Raw genomic sequence first — 16,692 nt, 5'->3', positions numbered from 1 at the left:
TTATATACGTAAAAACTTTAATCCTTTCTATTCCTTCTTTCGTCTATATTTTCAACAAAAAGTAGGACTTTAGATACAATGTCTATCAATTCCTTTGGAATATCTTCATTTAAATCTTTTTCATTTTTTAGATCTTGATTATCCATATTGCCTCCTCTAAATCTTGATATCCAAAAATCCCTTAATATCACTTTCTATTTCCTGTTCATCATTTAGATTCATTATATTATCTTTATCAAAATCAAATTCTATATCGTCTAAATTATACCCTATCTCTTCTAAAAAGTTATTTAATAGATCTTTATTGCCTTTTATATAATCTATATCCTTCTTATCATCTAACCCTATTTTAACTTTAACCTTAGATTTATTTACTCCTAAGTGAATATTTATATTTCCTAAATTCTTAGTATCTAGGCTAATCACAACATCCATATCATCCTTATCTATATTTTCAGATGAATTTTTTCTATTTTTATAATACATATTTAAATTTGAGAACTGTTCATTTATAATAATTGGATATTGAATAAATTTTTCATCTTTATTTGATATATAACTCTTTTCAACCGATTCTTTTACTTCCTTATGTTTTTCATTAATATCTTTATTAGACTCCTTAGTTAAATCTATATTTTCTCTGATATTTTTCATATCTTCACGTATATCTTCATGCACTTTATTAGGTTTGAAATCACCTTTTTTTATGTTATCAGAGTATTTTTTAACTGTATTCTCTATTTTATCGGCATAATTTCTCAACTCAATATCTTCTTTTTTCTCAACCTTAGTAGATTTTTTTATTTCATCTAAAAAGCTTGATATCTTATGACCTAGTTGATTCTTGTTATTAAAAAAATCAGATGTACTTTGAACTTGTTTTAAAGTCATATCTTTGTTGTTTTTTATATTAAAAGCTATACAATTATTTTTTTCTCTATTTATATTTTTTATATTATCTGTTAACTTTTTAATATACTTGTCTATTTTCATATTTACCCTATCAGTATCATTAAATTCTCTTATATAAGAGCTAGCTTCTTTTAAATTCATATGATCTATAGGTTTATTCTGCTTAACACTTTCCTTTACCATATTACTTGTAAGGTTATCTTTTATGTATTCATATTGATTGTATGCACTGTATACCTTTTGAATATTAGTTTTACTTAAACTTAATTTATTTTGAACCAAAGACTTAGCTACTTCAAATGCTTTATTTAAGTCCATAGTTTTAGTATCATTATCTTGTGTTTTAAATAAATTTATATTTTCTTTCACATGCTTTTTAACTATATTTTCACTGTTTAGTTGAAGCTTTATAACTTGTTGATTTATAACTTTATCTGATACATTTATGTTATTTAACGTCATAGCTACATTGTTTTTTAGATTGAAAGAAATTATATTAAAATCTAAATTCTTTACATCATTAAAAACTTGTGTAATCTTACTTATAGACTGCACTGTTGTATCTATAAGATCATTGCCTATATTAGAATTTGATATAACTTTATTTAATTTACTCAAATTAAAATCTACGTCTTTTTTAATTAATTTAACTAAATCAGTTTCATCTATTTCTTTCAGACTTTGTAATTTTTCTATTATATCAGATACTTCTTTTTCCTCTATATTAGCTGTTTTATTAATGTTATCTGTTTTTTTTAAGTTATCAGCTATATCTCTTATATCCATTTTTTCTATGTCTATATCTTCTTTTATCATAACTGCTAGATTTTCTTTATTTAAATTTTTGATTATATAATCTAAAGCTTCTTTCATTTCATTTATACTTTGAATATTTTCTTTTGTGAGTTCTAATTCATTCTTTATCATTTTCTCAGAAAGCTTTATGTTATTATCCGTAACATCTATTTGCATTCTATCAAGACTTTCCTTTATATCATCTTGTAGCAAATTAAGTTCCTTTTGTGTAATCTTATTTAACTTAGGTACCAATGCTTCATATGCTTTAACAGATATAGAGCTTATCTTATCAGCTACTTTTATAGCTCCTTTTTTTACAAAATTCTTTATCTTGTATAGGTTATCTATTGTAGGACTTATATTGTTTTTTACCGTGTCTATAAATGTATCTTCCTCTACATCTTGTAGTTTATCTAGTTTATAGAATATATCATTTACTCTTTCTATATTTTTTTTAGTTATATTAACATTCTTTTTATGTAAAGTTTTTACTATATCAGTTATATCTTTACCCATCTTGCTTCCATACAGTTTCTCTGTTATTTTCTCAGCTTCATCTGTTGTAAGTTCTTTTTTATTTTTAAATAATTTTAAAAACGAGAAGCCTTCCTTTTCACTTTTAACTTCTTTTATAGTATCAGCTATCTTTTGAAGTGAATCATTTTCGATATCAATGCCCTTGTCCATTATCTTAACTGCACTATCATAATCTAAATTAACTATAATATCATCTAATGATTTTTTGCTATATACAAACGACATAATATTTTCTTTAGTTATACTTATATCATTATTTTTAAGAGTCTTAACCGCTTCTAAATTTTCATCATTCACATCTATATCTAGCTTTTTGAGTATATCCGAATATTCTATTTTCTCATTTTCAGTTGTTTTTTCATTTCTAGTATCATCTACTTTTTTAGATTCTATTATATTTCTTTTATCTATTACTACTGTATCCCCAGCTTTTGCATCTATATTTTCTTTAAGATTAAAATTAAGAAGTTTCTTATCTCCAGTATCTATAGTTAGATCATTTTCACTAATTTCAACAACTGTACCTCTAACCTTTGAAGTTGTATTCAAATTATTGTAGGCATTACTTACAACAGCATATGCCGCCTCAGCTGAAGCTTTATTTATCATGTCCTCACCCTTTTTTAATTAGTTATCCGAAAGCTAAAAGTTCTAACACTCCATCCTCTTAATACTGGAGATAAGAACTTAACAGCTTCTGAATTAAGTTTCACTTTATAATTAGTTATCGACATGAACTAATTATAAGTTTATATGGTATTTTCATACTATACATTTGATTTATCAACTCAACATAGGTTATATTTAAAATATACAAAACAATATATAAAATTTATATTTATTTTGCCGATAACATATAATATAGTCGTTAAAAGAGAGGAGTTGCGATTTTGAACAAGGTTAATCCAGTTAATAATATAAATCAGATATCCAATGTTAATAAAGTTAATAAATCAAAAGAAATTAAAAGAGCGGAATTTAAAGCTAAATTTGAAAATATAAAATCTGATAAAGTGAAAGAACATTTAACCGAGCTTTACGATAAAATAAGTGAACAATCTGATAAGATAGGAGAAAAACTATATCTTAAAGATTTGATTCAATATAAAAAATTAGTAAAAGAGTTCCTTAACGTAGCAGTTAATAATTCTCATTCCTTCTCTCAACAAAACTTTCTAGATAGAAGAGGCCGTCATAGGGTTTATGGAATAGTTAAGAATGTAGATAGAGAGCTTAGCTCATTAACTAAAGAGTTTTTAGGACAAGAAGTAGATAGACTTTCCGTAATAAAAAAACTTGATGGTATAAAGGGTATGCTAGTTGATGTGATGATGTAGCAAAAAAGGAAGAGACTAAGTCTCTTCCTTATTTTTTGGTGTGTTTTAGATATTCATTCATAAATGGATCTAAATTTCCATCCATTATGCTTTGAACATTCCCAATATCTAGGTTTGTTCTATGGTCTTTCACTAATTTGTATGGCTGGAATACGTATGATCTTATTTGACTCCCCCATGCTATTTGTGAATATTCACCTTGTATATCTTCTATTTTTTCTTTTTGCTCGAGTTCTTTTAACTCTATAAGCTTTGCCATTAGCATCTTCATAGCTTTATCTTTGTTTAAATGTTGTGATCTTTGATTTTGACATTGAACCACAACCCCTGTTGGTATGTGAGTTATTCTAACCGCTGATTCTGTTTTATTTACATGTTGTCCTCCAGCTCCTGATGCTCTATACGTGTCTATTTTCAAATCACCAGGATCTATATCTACACTTGTATCATCATCAAGCTCTGGTAATACATCTATAGATGCAAATGATGTATGTCTCTTTCCAGATGTATCAAAGGGAGATATTCTTACCAACCTATGAACTCCCTTTTCTCCTTTTAGATAACCATATGCATTAATTCCTTCTACTGACAATGTCGCACTTTTTATTCCAGCCTCAGGATCTGATATTATATCTAGTAAATCAACCTTATATCCCTTATTATCTGCCCATCTTGTGTACATTCTAAGTAACATTTTTGCCCAATCCTGAGCATCAAGTCCACCTGTACCTGCGTGAATAGACATTATAGCGTTATTTTTATCGTACTCTCCATTTAAAAGAGTTTTTATTTTCATTTTATCTATATCTGAATATAAATCCTCTATAGATTTATTAACCTCTTTCTCTAGAGATAAATCATCTTCTTCAAGAGCAAGCTCTATTAATACGTTTATATCCTCTAAAGAGTTTTCAAGATTTTCAAATTCTTCTATACTCTCTTTTATTATCTTGTTTTCTTGAAGTAATTTTTGAGCTTTTTCGTTATCATCCCAAAAATTCTGTTCAGACATTTTCTTTTCTTGCTCTTGTATTTTATATTCTATTTTTGCTATGTCAAAGAGAAGCCCTCAATTCTTCTATTGAATTTTTCATCGCATCTATTCTTTGATTATATTCTTGAATATTAAGCATCTAAAGCCTCCTATACGTTTTTGCCACAACATTTTTTATACTTTTTACCACTACCACAAGGACATGCTTCATTTCTTCCTGTATCATCACCTTTTACAACAGTCTTATTTCCAGTTTCATCTGATGCAGTAGATAAATTGTCTATATCAACAACCTGTTTTCTCTCTATTTTTTCTTCTACTGTAAAGTTGTATAGGTATTTGATAGTTTCTTCTTGTATAGATTTTATCATCTCTTCAAACATATCGAATCCTTCAAATTGATATGCTCTAACAGGGTCTTCTTGACCTATTGCTCTAAGACCTATACCTTGACGTAGTTGCTCCATAGCATCTATATGATCCATCCACTTAGTATCTACTACTTGAAGTAATATAACTCTCTCTATTTCTCTCATTCTTTCAGAATCTATTTCATTTTCCTTTTGATTGTACAGATTCAAAGCTCTATCCATTATATCTTCTTTTATCTTATCTCTGTTAAGCTCTTCTATATTATTAAATTCTATACATCCTTTTGGTAGGAATGTATTATATAAATGTTCCTTTAAACCTTCTAAATCCCATTCTTCAGGATAATCACTATCTGCTGTATATAACATAACTGAATTATCTACAGTATTTTTTATCATATTAGTGATATTTTCTTTTATATTTTCTCCTTGAAGAACACTTCTTCTTTCTTTGTATATTATTTCCCTTTGTTTGTTCATAACATCATCATATTGAAGAACGTGCTTTCTTATAGAGAAGTTCTTGCCCTCTACCTTCTTTTGAGCTCCTTCTATAGACTTTGAAAGTATCTTATGTTCTATAGGCATATCTTCGTCCATTCCTAATTTATCTACAACTCCCATAATCTTTTCACTACCGAATAATCTCATAAGATCATCTTCAAGTGTTATATAGAATCTAGATACTCCAGGGTCTCCTTGACGTCCAGCACGACCACGAAGCTGATTATCTATCCTTCTTGATTCATGTCTTTCTGTACCTATTATACAAAGTCCTCCAGCATTTAATACCTTTTGCTGTTCTTTATCTGTTATTTCTTTTATTTGAGAATAAATTTTATTATATTCATTTTTTGCCATTTGAACATATTCATCATCAACTTCTATAGGAGATGTTACAAGTGCCAATACCTCATCGTTATATCCTTTTTTCTTTAATTCCTTCTTAGCTAAAAATTCAGGATTTCCTCCAAGTATAATATCAGTACCACGACCTGCCATATTAGTCGCTATAGTTACTGCACCTAATTTTCCAGCTTGAGATACTATTTCTGCCTCTTTCTCATGCTGCTTTGCATTAAGAATAGCATGAGGTATACCCTTTTTCTTTAACATAGCAGATAAAATCTCAGAATTTTCTATAGATATAGTACCTACAAGAACTGGTTGCTTATTCTTATGTCTTTCTTCTATTTCTGTTACTACAGCTTTAAACTTACCATTTACAGTTCTATATATAGAATCTGATACATCTTGTCTTTGAATAGGTTTGTTAGTTGGTATTTGAACAACATCCATACCGTATATAGATCTAAATTCTTCTTCCTCTGTTTTAGCAGTACCTGTCATACCAGAAATCTTTTTGTACATTCTAAAATAGTTTTGGAATGTTATAGTCGCAAGAGTCTTTGATTCTCTTTGTACTTTAAGACCTTCTTTTGCCTCTATTGCTTGATGTAGTCCATCTGAGTATCTTCTACCAAACATAAGTCTCCCTGTAAACTCATCTACTATTACTATTTCTCCATCCTTAATTACATAATCAACATCCTTTTTCATCTGATTATGAGCTTTTAATGCCTGATTTATATGATGATATATTTCCATATTAGACATATCTGTTAAATTCTCAACCGCAAAGAATTTTTCTCCCTTTTGTATACCTTCTTCAGTTAGTGATACAGAGTTTGCCTTTTCATCTACTGCATAGTCATCTTCATTTTTTAACATTTTTACGAATTGATCTGCTGCAAAATAAAGTCCTGTCGACTTATCTCCAGCACCAGATATTATAAGAGGCGTTCTAGCTTCATCTATTAATATAGAGTCTACCTCATCGACTATTACAAAGTTTAATTTCTTTTGAACCATCTGTTCCTTATGTATAACCATGTTATCTCTTAAATAATCAAATCCAAACTCATTGTTAGTACCATAAGTTATATCACAAGCATATTGCATTTTTCTTTCTTCAGGAGTCTGTCCATGAACTATAACTCCTACACTTAATCCCATATATTCATACAACTTAGCGAGCAACTCTTTGTCACGCTTAGCAAGATAATCATTGACTGTTATTACATGTACTCCATCTCCAGTTAACGCATTTAAGTATACAGGAGCTGTTGCAACTAAAGTTTTACCTTCTCCTGTCTTCATCTCGGCAATTCTTCCTTGATGAAGAACGATACCTCCTACTAACTGAACTCTATAATGTCTCATTCCAAGAACTCTCTTTGATGCCTCTCTAGTAACAGCGAAAGCTTCAACTAATAAGTCATCTACAGTTTCTCCATTTTTTAATCTATCTTTGAATACATTAGTCATATTCTTTAGTTCTTCTTCGCTCATACTTTCAAATTTACTTTCCATAGCATCTATCTTATCTACAATCTTTTCAATCTTTTTTATTTCTCTTTTTCCTGAAAATCCAAATAAATCTTCTAAAAAGCTCATATTGTTTACCTCTCTCTTATATTAATTTTCATTAATATATATTTTAACATAGCCACGTTAATAAATAAAATTATATTCTTAAATAACATGTAAATTAGTTGTAAATTCAAAAAGGTGGGATCTAAGTCCCACCTTTTATTATGCCTGTTCTATTATACCGTAATCACCTGATTTACGCTTATATGCTACACTCATTTCACTAGTCTCTGAGTCTGTAAATACAAAGAAGTTATGTCCCAAAAGTTCCATTTGAAGTATAGCTTCTTCCTCGCTCATAGGCTTTATACCAAATTTCTTTCTTCTAACTATATTTATTTCACTATCATTTTCATTTTCAATTGAACTCTCTATATTTTCAAATCTAATACTTGCATTATCTTGACTTTTATTTATAAGTTTTGTCTTATATTTTCTAAGTTGTTTACTTAACTTATCTACAACAACATCTATAGCTGCATATAAATTCTCTTCTGAATCTTCAGCTCTTATTATATTTCCACTTACAGGGATTATAGTTACTTCTATAGTTTGTCTGCTTTTTTTAGCTCTAATAGTAGCTCTAACATCCATATCATTATTAAAATATTTGTCTATTTTTCCTAACTTTTCTTCTATCGATAATTTAATTCCTTCTGTTATTTCGATGTTTTTTCCCACTATAGTTAATTTCATAAAGCCATCCCCTTCCGTTATCTAAACTATTTAACATATTACATAAATAATTATAAATTCTAAATGTATAATTTACTATTCATTATAAAAATATTGTATATTATATAGTTGAATTTATATAATATATCCTTATAATTTTATTTATGTAATCATTGTTAAATTATACTTATTATAATATAAAATCTGAATTTTAAAAATACTTATTTCAAAATAAATTTTATTAATATTATTTTACCCAGTAATATATTATTGAAACAGTTTTTTTAGAATTAAATTAATGCTTTTTTTAAAAATTTTACAAATAAAAAAATCTTTCTTTGAAAATTTTAAATGTAAACTTTTTTGAAATTTATAACGAAATCTAAAACTTCTAAAACTCTATTTATATTAAGTTTCATTTTATTAAAAGACAAAATAAATTAATATTATACACTATATTAATTTAATAATATTTATAATTACTGTTATTTAAATCTATGGTGGATAACTTTTAACTTTACCTGTGGATAATGTGTATAAACCTGTGAATAAAGTTTATAACTGCTTCTTAGTTGTGGACTTTTTTGACAAAAGTCCACAAGGTTGTTAGTTTTTGATTTTTCTAAATTGTCGAACTTTTTGTTAGCCCATCAAAATCTTCAAATTTCAACATTTAAACTATTATATTTACAGTAAATTTGCGAAAAAAAAGAGCATCTATATAGATGCTCTTTTTAAATATTATAGCTGACCTGGTTTTTGACCCCACACTCGCCTGCTGGAGGTTTTGCTCGGGTTTGCCTCACTACTAACCCTCTCGATTTTTTATCGGCAGGACTTACCTCTAAGCCGCACCATGATCATTAACTCGCTTTTGAATTAACTTACGTGGATCCTTTTGCCTGCGACTGGCCTGGACTTTCAACCACAGACCTATAATATCAACCATACTATTTTATCAATTTTATAATTTAATGTCAATATTATTTCCTAAATGAGGACTAACTGATTTTTCCATAGCTTTTACACTAGTATTCATCATTTTATTAATTATATTTGCATTTTGTTGTGATGTGTCCATAACATTTTTCATAACAGAAAGACCTATTTGATTTCCGAGGTTTATTTGACTAAGACCAATTGACATAGCTGCTATATCCATACAATCTCCTCCTCTTATTTTTTATTATCTATAAATACACCTTGAGCATGATTGTATTTATTATTATATCCTTTATAAGCTCTTGCATTATTTTTTAAAGATTTCTGATCAGTTTTAACATTTTTTAAATTTTCTTTTACTTTCTCTAGTTCTTCTTTTACTTTTTTATTATTAATCTTATCTACTTCATCTATTTCTTTGGTTAATTTCAATATGTTTTCTATTTTACTTTTTAGTTCTTTAATTTCAGGATATTTTTGAGTATCTATATGATCAATAGAATCTATATTTAAATCTTCTTTTAATTTTATATATATACTATAAAACTGCTTGTCTAATTTATCTATTTCATCTATTATATCCTGTTTTTTTTCAATATAGTTAATAAGTAAATCTGAATTATTATTTTCTATATCTATTTTTTGCATTTTAGTTATTTCATGTATCTCTTTCATTAAATTATATTTTGTTTCGCTAATTTGAGTTAGAATATCTATTAGGTCTTTTATATTCATCAAATTACCTACTTTCCTTGTCTAGCCAATTTCATAGCTTGCTTCCAAATATCTCTAAATTCAACTACAAATCCTCTAACTTCTTCAAGTATATCTTTGTCCTTTTTTAAATTAGCTTCAATTAATCTATCTTTAAGATAGTCATATAACAATCTTAAATTTTTAGATATTTCATAACTCATATCTAAAGTTATATTAAGTTCATTTATTATATTTTGAGCTTTTATTATATTCGCATTCGATTTTTCTATATTTTTTTCATCTATAGCTATTATAGCTAAATTTATAAACTTAATACATCCTTCATAAAGCTTTAAAGTAAGCTCTTCCGGTGTTGCTGTATTTATTGATTGATTTTTATATTGTGCATATGGATTTGCCATTGCCATAATTTGTTCCCCCCACTATATTTTGAAATTATTTCTACATGCCTCCCATTTGAGACGCAAGCCATGAACTTTGAGAGTTCATTTTGTTCATTGCCTTTTCCATAGCAGTAAACTGTTTCCAATATCTATCTTCAACATTGGCTAGTCTACTATTTTCTCTTACTATTTGTTTTTCAATATTAACTACGTCTTTATGTAATAAACTTATAGAACCTTTCTTTGTTACAAAATCTATAAGAATATTAGATTTTACATTTCTATATAAAGAAGCATTATCTCCTGTACCAGATTTATCTATGATATTTTTCATTCCATCTACCATGTCATCATAAAGTCTGTTTATAAGTCCTGTCTCAGCTCTTCGTTCAGCTTCAAGTTTGCTTTTTTCGTCTAATGTAGTTGCATTATTAATATCTGATTCAGTTACATTTGAAGTACTAAATAACAAATCCATTACTCCATCTGCATCTTTTCTTATAGCATCTTTTAACTCTTTTTCATCAATTTGAAGTTTTCCTTTATCTTTATAATTTCCTGTAGTTATTCCTATCTCACTTATAAAAGAAAATTTAGATAATTTTCCTAAATCACCTTTTGAAACATCACTATATACCTCTTCATATAATCCAGATCTTGTAGCAGCAAGCATTCTATTTATATGTTCATCACCTTTTAAAAGTCCTGATTTAGCTTTTTTTTCCCAAAGCTCTATAGTCTTTTCATCCATAGTTTCTTTCTGCTCAGAAGTTAAAGGTTGATAATCTCTATATCTTTTTTCGCCTATTTTTTTATCTAGTTTATCTATAAGTTCGTTATATTTATCTACAAACCCTTTTATTTTATCATATACTCCATCTACATCAGTATCCACTTTTATTGTAGTAGTCTCTTCTGCTTTTGCAGTTATACTTATCCCATTTATCGTAAAATTATTTGATGAGTATGTTATGTTATTAGCTCCATCAAAATTAATTTCTGCATCTTGCCCAATATAATTCTTTCCATAAGTAAGCTCTTCCGTTATTCCAGCCCCATTTGTAACATTTAATCTTAATTTATCTTTAAATAAGTTTTGTGGATTATTATCTATATTTTCTATTTTTAAACCTGTTGATGTTCCTGTTCCTGTATTAGATATAAAAAACCTTTTTGCAGTAATATCAAAACTAGCTTTAACATCAGAAACTTTTTCATTTATTTCATTTGCTATATCAGATAATTTATCATCTTTAGAAAAAGTTAGTTCTACATTGTTTATTTTTACTTTATAGTCTCCAGAAATCCCAAATAAATTTTCTAATGTATCATCAGATGTTATAACTTCGCCATTCTTATCTTTTATTGCTTCGCTACTAGCTCCATTAACTCCTTTAGCTAAGTGTACTACTTCTAAACTATGAGATCCAGATACCGCACTAGAATTAGCACTAACATCAATAGCATCTGTATTTGAAGAAATAGCCTCCTTAATCCACGATGCACTCCCTATTGATCCACCAAACCCAACACCAAGTTCCTTTTTAGTATCTAACATAAAATTTGCTATATCTTTATTTACATCATTATAAGCTTCTTGAGTCCATTCTTTTATTTGCTTTTGCTCATTGTATTTATTCAGTTTAAGTCTTTCAACATCCATAAGCTGCTTAACTATACTTTCTGTGTCCATTCCACTTGCCATTCCGCTAAATCTAATTCCTGACATATATATCCCTCCTATCCTCTTTTATCCATGAAAATACCCGCTCTTTCACACATATCTGCAATCATATCTAATATTTTTTCTGATGGAATTTCTTTTATTACTTCTTTAGTTTCATCATCAATTATTTTTACAGCTATTTGCTTTGTTCTGTTATGTATAGAAAATTTAAGATGCGTATTTGTCCCTACTAGCTCCTTATTAGCTTTTTCTATAGCCTCTATAAGCTTCTTTTCACCTGGAAAAGATACATTTTCTTCTTTCTTTTCAGATTGCTTTGCTACATCTTCTTTATTTTTTGGTATATTTTTTTCATTAACTATTTCTGATTTAGTTGGATTAATTTGATTACTGAACATAGAAGAATCTACTCTCATAATTCACACTCCTATTTTATTGTTATATTTTAATTATCGGTAACCAATGTAATTGAGTTTATGCTATTATTAATTTAATTTCAAAAAAATAGTCTCTATAAATTTATGAAGACTATTTTTTATAATTAATTATTAAATTTTAATCTAAATTAATTTCATTAAACAGTAAATTGTTTCATATTCTTTAGATAAATTACTTTTCTACTTTATTTAACGGCCACTTAATATATATATTGTCCCACATAATACTAGATTTAGCCTTACAATGGTTTTTAACATATAACCAATCTCTTAATATTAAGCCCCTATCCATATGCTTCCATATATCCTCCTTTTATAATCATGTACTTATCTTAAATTTTATTAATCCATACAATCATATAAAATTGTTTCTTCTCTATGTATTCCATAATGGTATAAATAGAATTTATAACCTAAATTTAGAGATTCAAGATAATTAAATATATCTATAAAATCATTTATATAATGATATACTAAAATTGTAAGTTTAGGTTTAAATTTTTCTAATGTTTCTTTAGCTCCAATGAGAGCATTTAATTTCGCACCTTCAATATCCATTTTTAAATTAACTTTTTTAAAATGTTCATTCTTTCTTCCATTTGTTTTTTTAAGTCAAATACTTCAAATAATTTATCTCTACCTTTTTGTGATATAGTATACAATTCTTCAACATTATCCTTATAGTAAATTATTTTTTCTACTATATCTTTTACATCTCTATTAATTATACAAATATCTTTTTTGTCCTCAAAGCAAATATTTAAATTTAACTTATCCGTACAAAAAATTGATACTCCTGCTAATCCAGCCTCTACACAACATCCCGTTGGAAATCCATCAAAGCTTCCTGGATATAAAACAAATGGTTCATTTGGAGAAAGAATTATATCCATAGATGAGTAAAACTTATAGAAAAATTCAGTATGTTGCATTCCATAGAATTTTATATTATCATTAATTTCATAAATATCTATATCATTTTCGCTAAAACCTCCTACAACATGAAATCTTATATCTTCATCAATTTTATTCAACGCTTTACATACATCAATAAAAATATCATAACCTTTATCTCTACCATTTTTCATATATTTATTAGCAACAAAACAAATATCAAATGTATATTTATCTTTTTTATAATACTTCTTTTCAATATAATTATTCTTATATTCTTCTGTAGGTAGAATCCCTCCATAAATAAACTCTATTTTTTCTTTTTCTAAAAAATTCTTATTGATTAAATAGTCATATGTATTTTTTTGTGTTACTATAACTTTTCTAAGAAACGGTGACATACAAACTTGTTTTAACTTCTCATCACTTTCTTTTGAATCTATCCAAAACCCACCTCCAGGATAAAGTGTAAACACAAATGGTATTTTCATATTATTGATTATAGGTAAACAATAATATATATTATTTAAAAACATTGTATATAATAATGAAATTGACTCAATATTTTTCAACTTTTCAATACTAAATATATGATTAGACAAGTATGGATATTTTTCTTTATATTCTTTATATAAATTTTCAAATTTAAGATTCCAACAACCTATAATTGTATTCTCTATGCTTTTTAAATAATAATTGTATTCATGTAATCGAAAACTAGAAAGTAAGTTTGGAAAGGTATCATCTAAAATTAATAATCCTTTTTTTTCTTTACAATTACATTTATATTGTAAATTATAAATTATGTTATCTATATTGTTGATTAAATAACTATCCAAACAATTCATTTTAGCTCTATTATAGCATTGTATTGATTTTTCAAATTCATTATCTGATTCATATATATATGCCAAATTATATAAACAATCAAAATTATTCTCATCTATTTTAAGTGCAAATTCTAAAATATTCTTAGCTCTTTCTGTCTCTTGTTTTTGTATATTTATAACAGATTTTATAGATAATATTTCTAATAATGTTTTAGTTAAAATTTGTTCAGTCTGTATAACTAGTTTTTCAGCCTGTTCAATTTCATTATTTTCATTAAGCTTATATACTTTTTTTAGAATAGAGTCTAGTTCTTCTATGCTATTCATATACTATCCTCCTAAAAATTAATACCCTATATCCTATTATTTCTCTTTTCTACAAATCACATAATATTGAATTGGGACTAAAGTTTTGTCTAGTGTTTCTATTAATTTTTCATGTTAAAATTATCTTTTTAATTGTTTAAGAAATCTTAATTACTCTAGATAATGATTTAATCAAGTCATATCCATCCCATACCTCATTGAATTTTAATGCATATCCTAAATCAATTACTCTATCTATTCCATATGGATAAATGTCAAATATTAAGCCTTGAATATCTGATTTATTCAATCCATATGTGCTAATAGTTTGTAAATTTCTACTGAAAATTTTTAAATCATTTTTTAAGTTATTGCTATTGTACTCTAAAAACAAACCTGAAAAACCTTTTATGTCCTCCATTTCAGAAAACAGATTATCTATTTGTAATCTAGTAATATATTGGTCCTCTGTTTTGATTAATTTTAGACCTTCATAATCAATAAGATATCTACATACTTGAACATACTTATTCATAGCTATTATTGGATATAATTCGTATGTTTTTTTAACCACACTATGTAATTCTTCCCAAAATATGTTTTTGCCTTTTTGAATATTTTCATCACTGCCAATCCATATAATAAGTCTAGGAGATGAACACGCATTCTGATCAATTGAATAAGTGTCATTATAAAAGTTTTTTACTACCTTTTTTATATCTTTTTCATTTACTATTTTGTCTGCATTGATTATGCTCAAGGAATACCTGTCAGCAAATGTTAAATCATACGCTCTTGGAGATAGCGGAGATTGCCTTATTGTGTTTATAGTAATATCTCCTCCCCATATAACTCTTACATCACAAATTTTTGATAAATAATCATTTATGGTTTTATCATATCCATACTTTAAAAGAAATATTTTCTTACCAATATTTGAATATTTATCTTTTCTTAATAATTTTTTCATTTCTTTACATATTATATTAACCTCTTCAAATTCCTTACTCGATAATCTAATTACATTTACATTTCCTGCAAGTAATGACAATGCTAATGAATATGCAAACATAACAGGTATATTAGATGGAGCTATATGAAAAACTATACCTCTGCCTACTATAATGTCACTATCTGAACTATATTTTTCTTTCAGTTTTAATACAGATGCTTTTCTACACCAAAAAGCAAATTCTACTACATCCGAATATTCTCTCATTTTTTTATTCTTTAATATTACTTTAGATAAATCATCCAAAAAATCTATAACATTTTCATCAAAAATTTTTGTTGCTCTATACTCATCAATTCTAGTAAACTCATCAATATCACCAATTATATATTGAACATTAAAATCATTTACTTTCATAAGTATCACTACACCCCCTAATTTCTGCATTCCTTAATCTGCCCTTTATCTTAAAATATTTCCCAAATCTTCCACAAGGACAATCATCTTCTCCCAATAATTGTCCTATGTCTTCTGTTAATATAGAGTGTCCTGGATAACTATTAGGAAGTAATGATATAACCTGAATTAATCCTTCTTGAGCAGTTTTTTCTGGTTTAAATGTTGTAAAATTTCTTATTATAATGTCAGAAAAAATAGGAGTATGGAAGTGACCATATTCACATTCCATATATATAGAACCTGTTTGCTCTACCATACCATAGTAATTATAGATTTTATCTAAACCACATAATTGTTTTAAAGATTCTTTAAATATTTTATTATCTACTTGTTGGTCTATAAGTTTTTTCCAACCCCCACCATGTATTAATATCCCATTGCTAAAATCTAATTTTATATCTTCTATTTTAATTTTGTTATATATGTACTCCCAAATCATATAGGTGAAGCCAAATAAAAGAATGGGTTGTCCTTGATATTTTCCTAAAAATTCTTGTATCTTATCTATATTCAAATTCATATTTTCATCTAAAGCATATGTATGATCTCTTCCAAACATAGAGAATCCTAAAATACCTGCTGCTCTAGCTGAAAATAAATTTCTATTTTTAACTATAGCAGATGTATCTAAAATTAACATAGGTAATCTTCTATTTCCTATAAAAGAAGATACTATTTTAGTCAATACTTTAGTTTGATTAGTAGCATTCTCTCTATCTAAAAATATTTTAGATACCCTTTGTCCTGTTGTCCCTGAAGATGTCATAATTTTTATAACATTTCCTTTATCAACACTCAATAATTCATAGTCTTTAAATAACCTTACTGGTAAAAATGGAATTTTTTCAATATCTTGTATTTTATCAATATCTATGTCCAATCCATTAATTATTTGCTCATATTCCTTACAATTACTTTTATGAAATTTTGTAATTTCCTTAAGCTTATCAATAAGTAAATTTTCTTTTGTTGATTTATCTAAACTATAAGGATTGTATTGTAAAATTTCCACTATATCAAACATCATT

15 protein-coding genes are annotated in these 16,692 nt (G+C 26.9%); 1 reads left to right on the top strand and 14 read right to left on the bottom strand.

From position 1 onward, the window contains the following. Nucleotides 1-17 precede the first annotated feature (17 nt). Both WJW32_RS00350 and WJW32_RS00345 read right to left on the bottom strand, forming a co-directional pair. Nucleotides 18-146: a hypothetical protein gene (locus WJW32_RS00350; protein WP_340253306.1), complete on the bottom strand. Its 129-nt coding sequence runs from the start codon at nucleotides 144-146 to the stop codon at nucleotides 18-20. Between the two features lie 10 nt (nucleotides 147-156). Next, entirely contained in the window at nucleotides 157-2,856 is a 2,700-nt protein-coding gene (locus WJW32_RS00345) for a DUF6240 domain-containing protein (RefSeq protein ID WP_340253303.1), read from the bottom strand. 281 nt (nucleotides 2,857-3,137) lie between these two features. Between WJW32_RS00345 and WJW32_RS00340 the strand changes: the two genes are divergently transcribed. Next, nucleotides 3,138-3,584, top strand: a complete 447-nt coding sequence (locus WJW32_RS00340) for a YaaR family protein (RefSeq protein WP_340253300.1) — start codon at nucleotides 3,138-3,140, stop codon at nucleotides 3,582-3,584. Between the two features lie 28 nt (nucleotides 3,585-3,612). Here the strand turns inward: WJW32_RS00340 and prfB are convergent. The 12 genes from prfB to WJW32_RS00280 form a co-directional block, all read right to left on the bottom strand. After that, a protein-coding gene (gene prfB / locus WJW32_RS00335; RefSeq protein ID WP_340253297.1) for a peptide chain release factor 2 occupies nucleotides 3,613-4,717 on the bottom strand; the annotation gives its coding sequence in 2 pieces (ribosomal slippage) (nucleotides 3,613-4,641 and nucleotides 4,643-4,717; 1,104 coding nt in all). Between the two features lie 10 nt (nucleotides 4,718-4,727). Beyond that, nucleotides 4,728-7,406 (bottom strand): preprotein translocase subunit SecA, encoded by a 2,679-nt coding sequence (secA, locus tag WJW32_RS00330; protein ID WP_340253294.1) that lies wholly within the window; start codon nucleotides 7,404-7,406, stop codon nucleotides 4,728-4,730. Between the two features lie 138 nt (nucleotides 7,407-7,544). Next, nucleotides 7,545-8,078: a ribosome hibernation-promoting factor, HPF/YfiA family gene (hpf, locus tag WJW32_RS00325; protein WP_340253291.1), complete on the bottom strand. Its 534-nt coding sequence runs from the start codon at nucleotides 8,076-8,078 to the stop codon at nucleotides 7,545-7,547. Between the two features lie 943 nt (nucleotides 8,079-9,021). After that, nucleotides 9,022-9,219 (bottom strand): YjfB family protein, encoded by a 198-nt coding sequence (locus WJW32_RS00320; protein WP_340253288.1) that lies wholly within the window; start codon nucleotides 9,217-9,219, stop codon nucleotides 9,022-9,024. Nucleotides 9,220-9,233: 14 nt separating this feature from the next. Then, nucleotides 9,234-9,734 (bottom strand): flagellar export chaperone FlgN, encoded by a 501-nt coding sequence (flgN, locus tag WJW32_RS00315; RefSeq protein WP_340253285.1) that lies wholly within the window; start codon nucleotides 9,732-9,734, stop codon nucleotides 9,234-9,236. An 8-nt stretch (nucleotides 9,735-9,742) separates the two neighbouring features. Beyond that, entirely contained in the window at nucleotides 9,743-10,123 is a 381-nt protein-coding gene (gene fliS / locus WJW32_RS00310; RefSeq protein WP_340253282.1) for a flagellar export chaperone FliS, read from the bottom strand. A 34-nt stretch (nucleotides 10,124-10,157) separates the two neighbouring features. After that, nucleotides 10,158-11,828 carry a flagellar filament capping protein FliD gene (fliD, locus tag WJW32_RS00305; protein WP_340253278.1) on the bottom strand — a complete coding sequence of 557 codons (1,671 nt, stop codon included), beginning with the start codon at nucleotides 11,826-11,828 and terminating at the stop codon, nucleotides 10,158-10,160. Between the two features lie 11 nt (nucleotides 11,829-11,839). Further along, entirely contained in the window at nucleotides 11,840-12,202 is a 363-nt protein-coding gene (locus WJW32_RS00300; RefSeq protein WP_340253275.1) for a flagellar protein FlaG, read from the bottom strand. Between the two features lie 363 nt (nucleotides 12,203-12,565). Further along, nucleotides 12,566-12,781, bottom strand: a complete 216-nt coding sequence (locus tag WJW32_RS00295; protein ID WP_340253272.1) for an FkbM family methyltransferase — start codon at nucleotides 12,779-12,781, stop codon at nucleotides 12,566-12,568. A gap of 2 nt (nucleotides 12,782-12,783) precedes the next feature. Further along, entirely contained in the window at nucleotides 12,784-14,274 is a 1,491-nt protein-coding gene (locus tag WJW32_RS00290; protein ID WP_340253269.1) for a glycosyltransferase, read from the bottom strand. A 136-nt stretch (nucleotides 14,275-14,410) separates the two neighbouring features. Continuing rightward, nucleotides 14,411-15,622 carry an acyl-CoA reductase gene (locus WJW32_RS00285; RefSeq protein ID WP_340253493.1) on the bottom strand — a complete coding sequence of 404 codons (1,212 nt, stop codon included), beginning with the start codon at nucleotides 15,620-15,622 and terminating at the stop codon, nucleotides 14,411-14,413. Beyond that, a complete protein-coding gene (locus WJW32_RS00280) occupies nucleotides 15,609-16,691 on the bottom strand; it encodes a LuxE/PaaK family acyltransferase (protein ID WP_340253267.1) in 1,083 nt (360 codons plus the stop codon). Before WJW32_RS00280 ends, WJW32_RS00285 begins: the two co-directional genes overlap by 14 nt. Nucleotide 16,692 lies beyond the last annotated feature (1 nt).

It is taken from the genome of Tepidibacter sp. Z1-5 (assembly GCF_037844525.1).
Taxonomy (GTDB): domain Bacteria; phylum Bacillota; class Clostridia; order Peptostreptococcales; family Peptostreptococcaceae; genus Tepidibacter_A.
The sequence above is the reverse complement of the archived record's forward strand: the minus strand, read 5'-3'. Positions and strand labels throughout refer to the sequence as shown.

Coding starts and splice junctions, on each gene's coding strand:
- WJW32_RS00350 (WP_340253306.1), bottom strand. CDS start 146: ATGGATAATCAAGATCTAAAAAATGAAAAAGATTTAAATGAAGATATT.
- WJW32_RS00345 (WP_340253303.1), bottom strand. CDS start 2,856: ATGATAAATAAAGCTTCAGCTGAGGCGGCATATGCTGTTGTAAGTAAT.
- secA (WP_340253294.1), bottom strand. CDS start 7,406: ATGAGCTTTTTAGAAGATTTATTTGGATTTTCAGGAAAAAGAGAAATA.
- hpf (WP_340253291.1), bottom strand. CDS start 8,078: ATGAAATTAACTATAGTGGGAAAAAACATCGAAATAACAGAAGGAATT.
- WJW32_RS00320 (WP_340253288.1), bottom strand. CDS start 9,219: ATGGATATAGCAGCTATGTCAATTGGTCTTAGTCAAATAAACCTCGGA.
- flgN (WP_340253285.1), bottom strand. CDS start 9,734: ATGAATATAAAAGACCTAATAGATATTCTAACTCAAATTAGCGAAACA.
- fliS (WP_340253282.1), bottom strand. CDS start 10,123: ATGGCAATGGCAAATCCATATGCACAATATAAAAATCAATCAATAAAT.
- fliD (WP_340253278.1), bottom strand. CDS start 11,828: ATGTCAGGAATTAGATTTAGCGGAATGGCAAGTGGAATGGACACAGAA.
- WJW32_RS00300 (WP_340253275.1), bottom strand. CDS start 12,202: ATGAGAGTAGATTCTTCTATGTTCAGTAATCAAATTAATCCAACTAAA.
- WJW32_RS00295 (WP_340253272.1), bottom strand. CDS start 12,781: ATGGATATTGAAGGTGCGAAATTAAATGCTCTCATTGGAGCTAAAGAA.
- WJW32_RS00290 (WP_340253269.1), bottom strand. CDS start 14,274: ATGAATAGCATAGAAGAACTAGACTCTATTCTAAAAAAAGTATATAAG.
- WJW32_RS00285 (WP_340253493.1), bottom strand. CDS start 15,622: ATGAAAGTAAATGATTTTAATGTTCAATATATAATTGGTGATATTGAT.
- WJW32_RS00280 (WP_340253267.1), bottom strand. CDS start 16,691: ATGATGTTTGATATAGTGGAAATTTTACAATACAATCCTTATAGTTTA.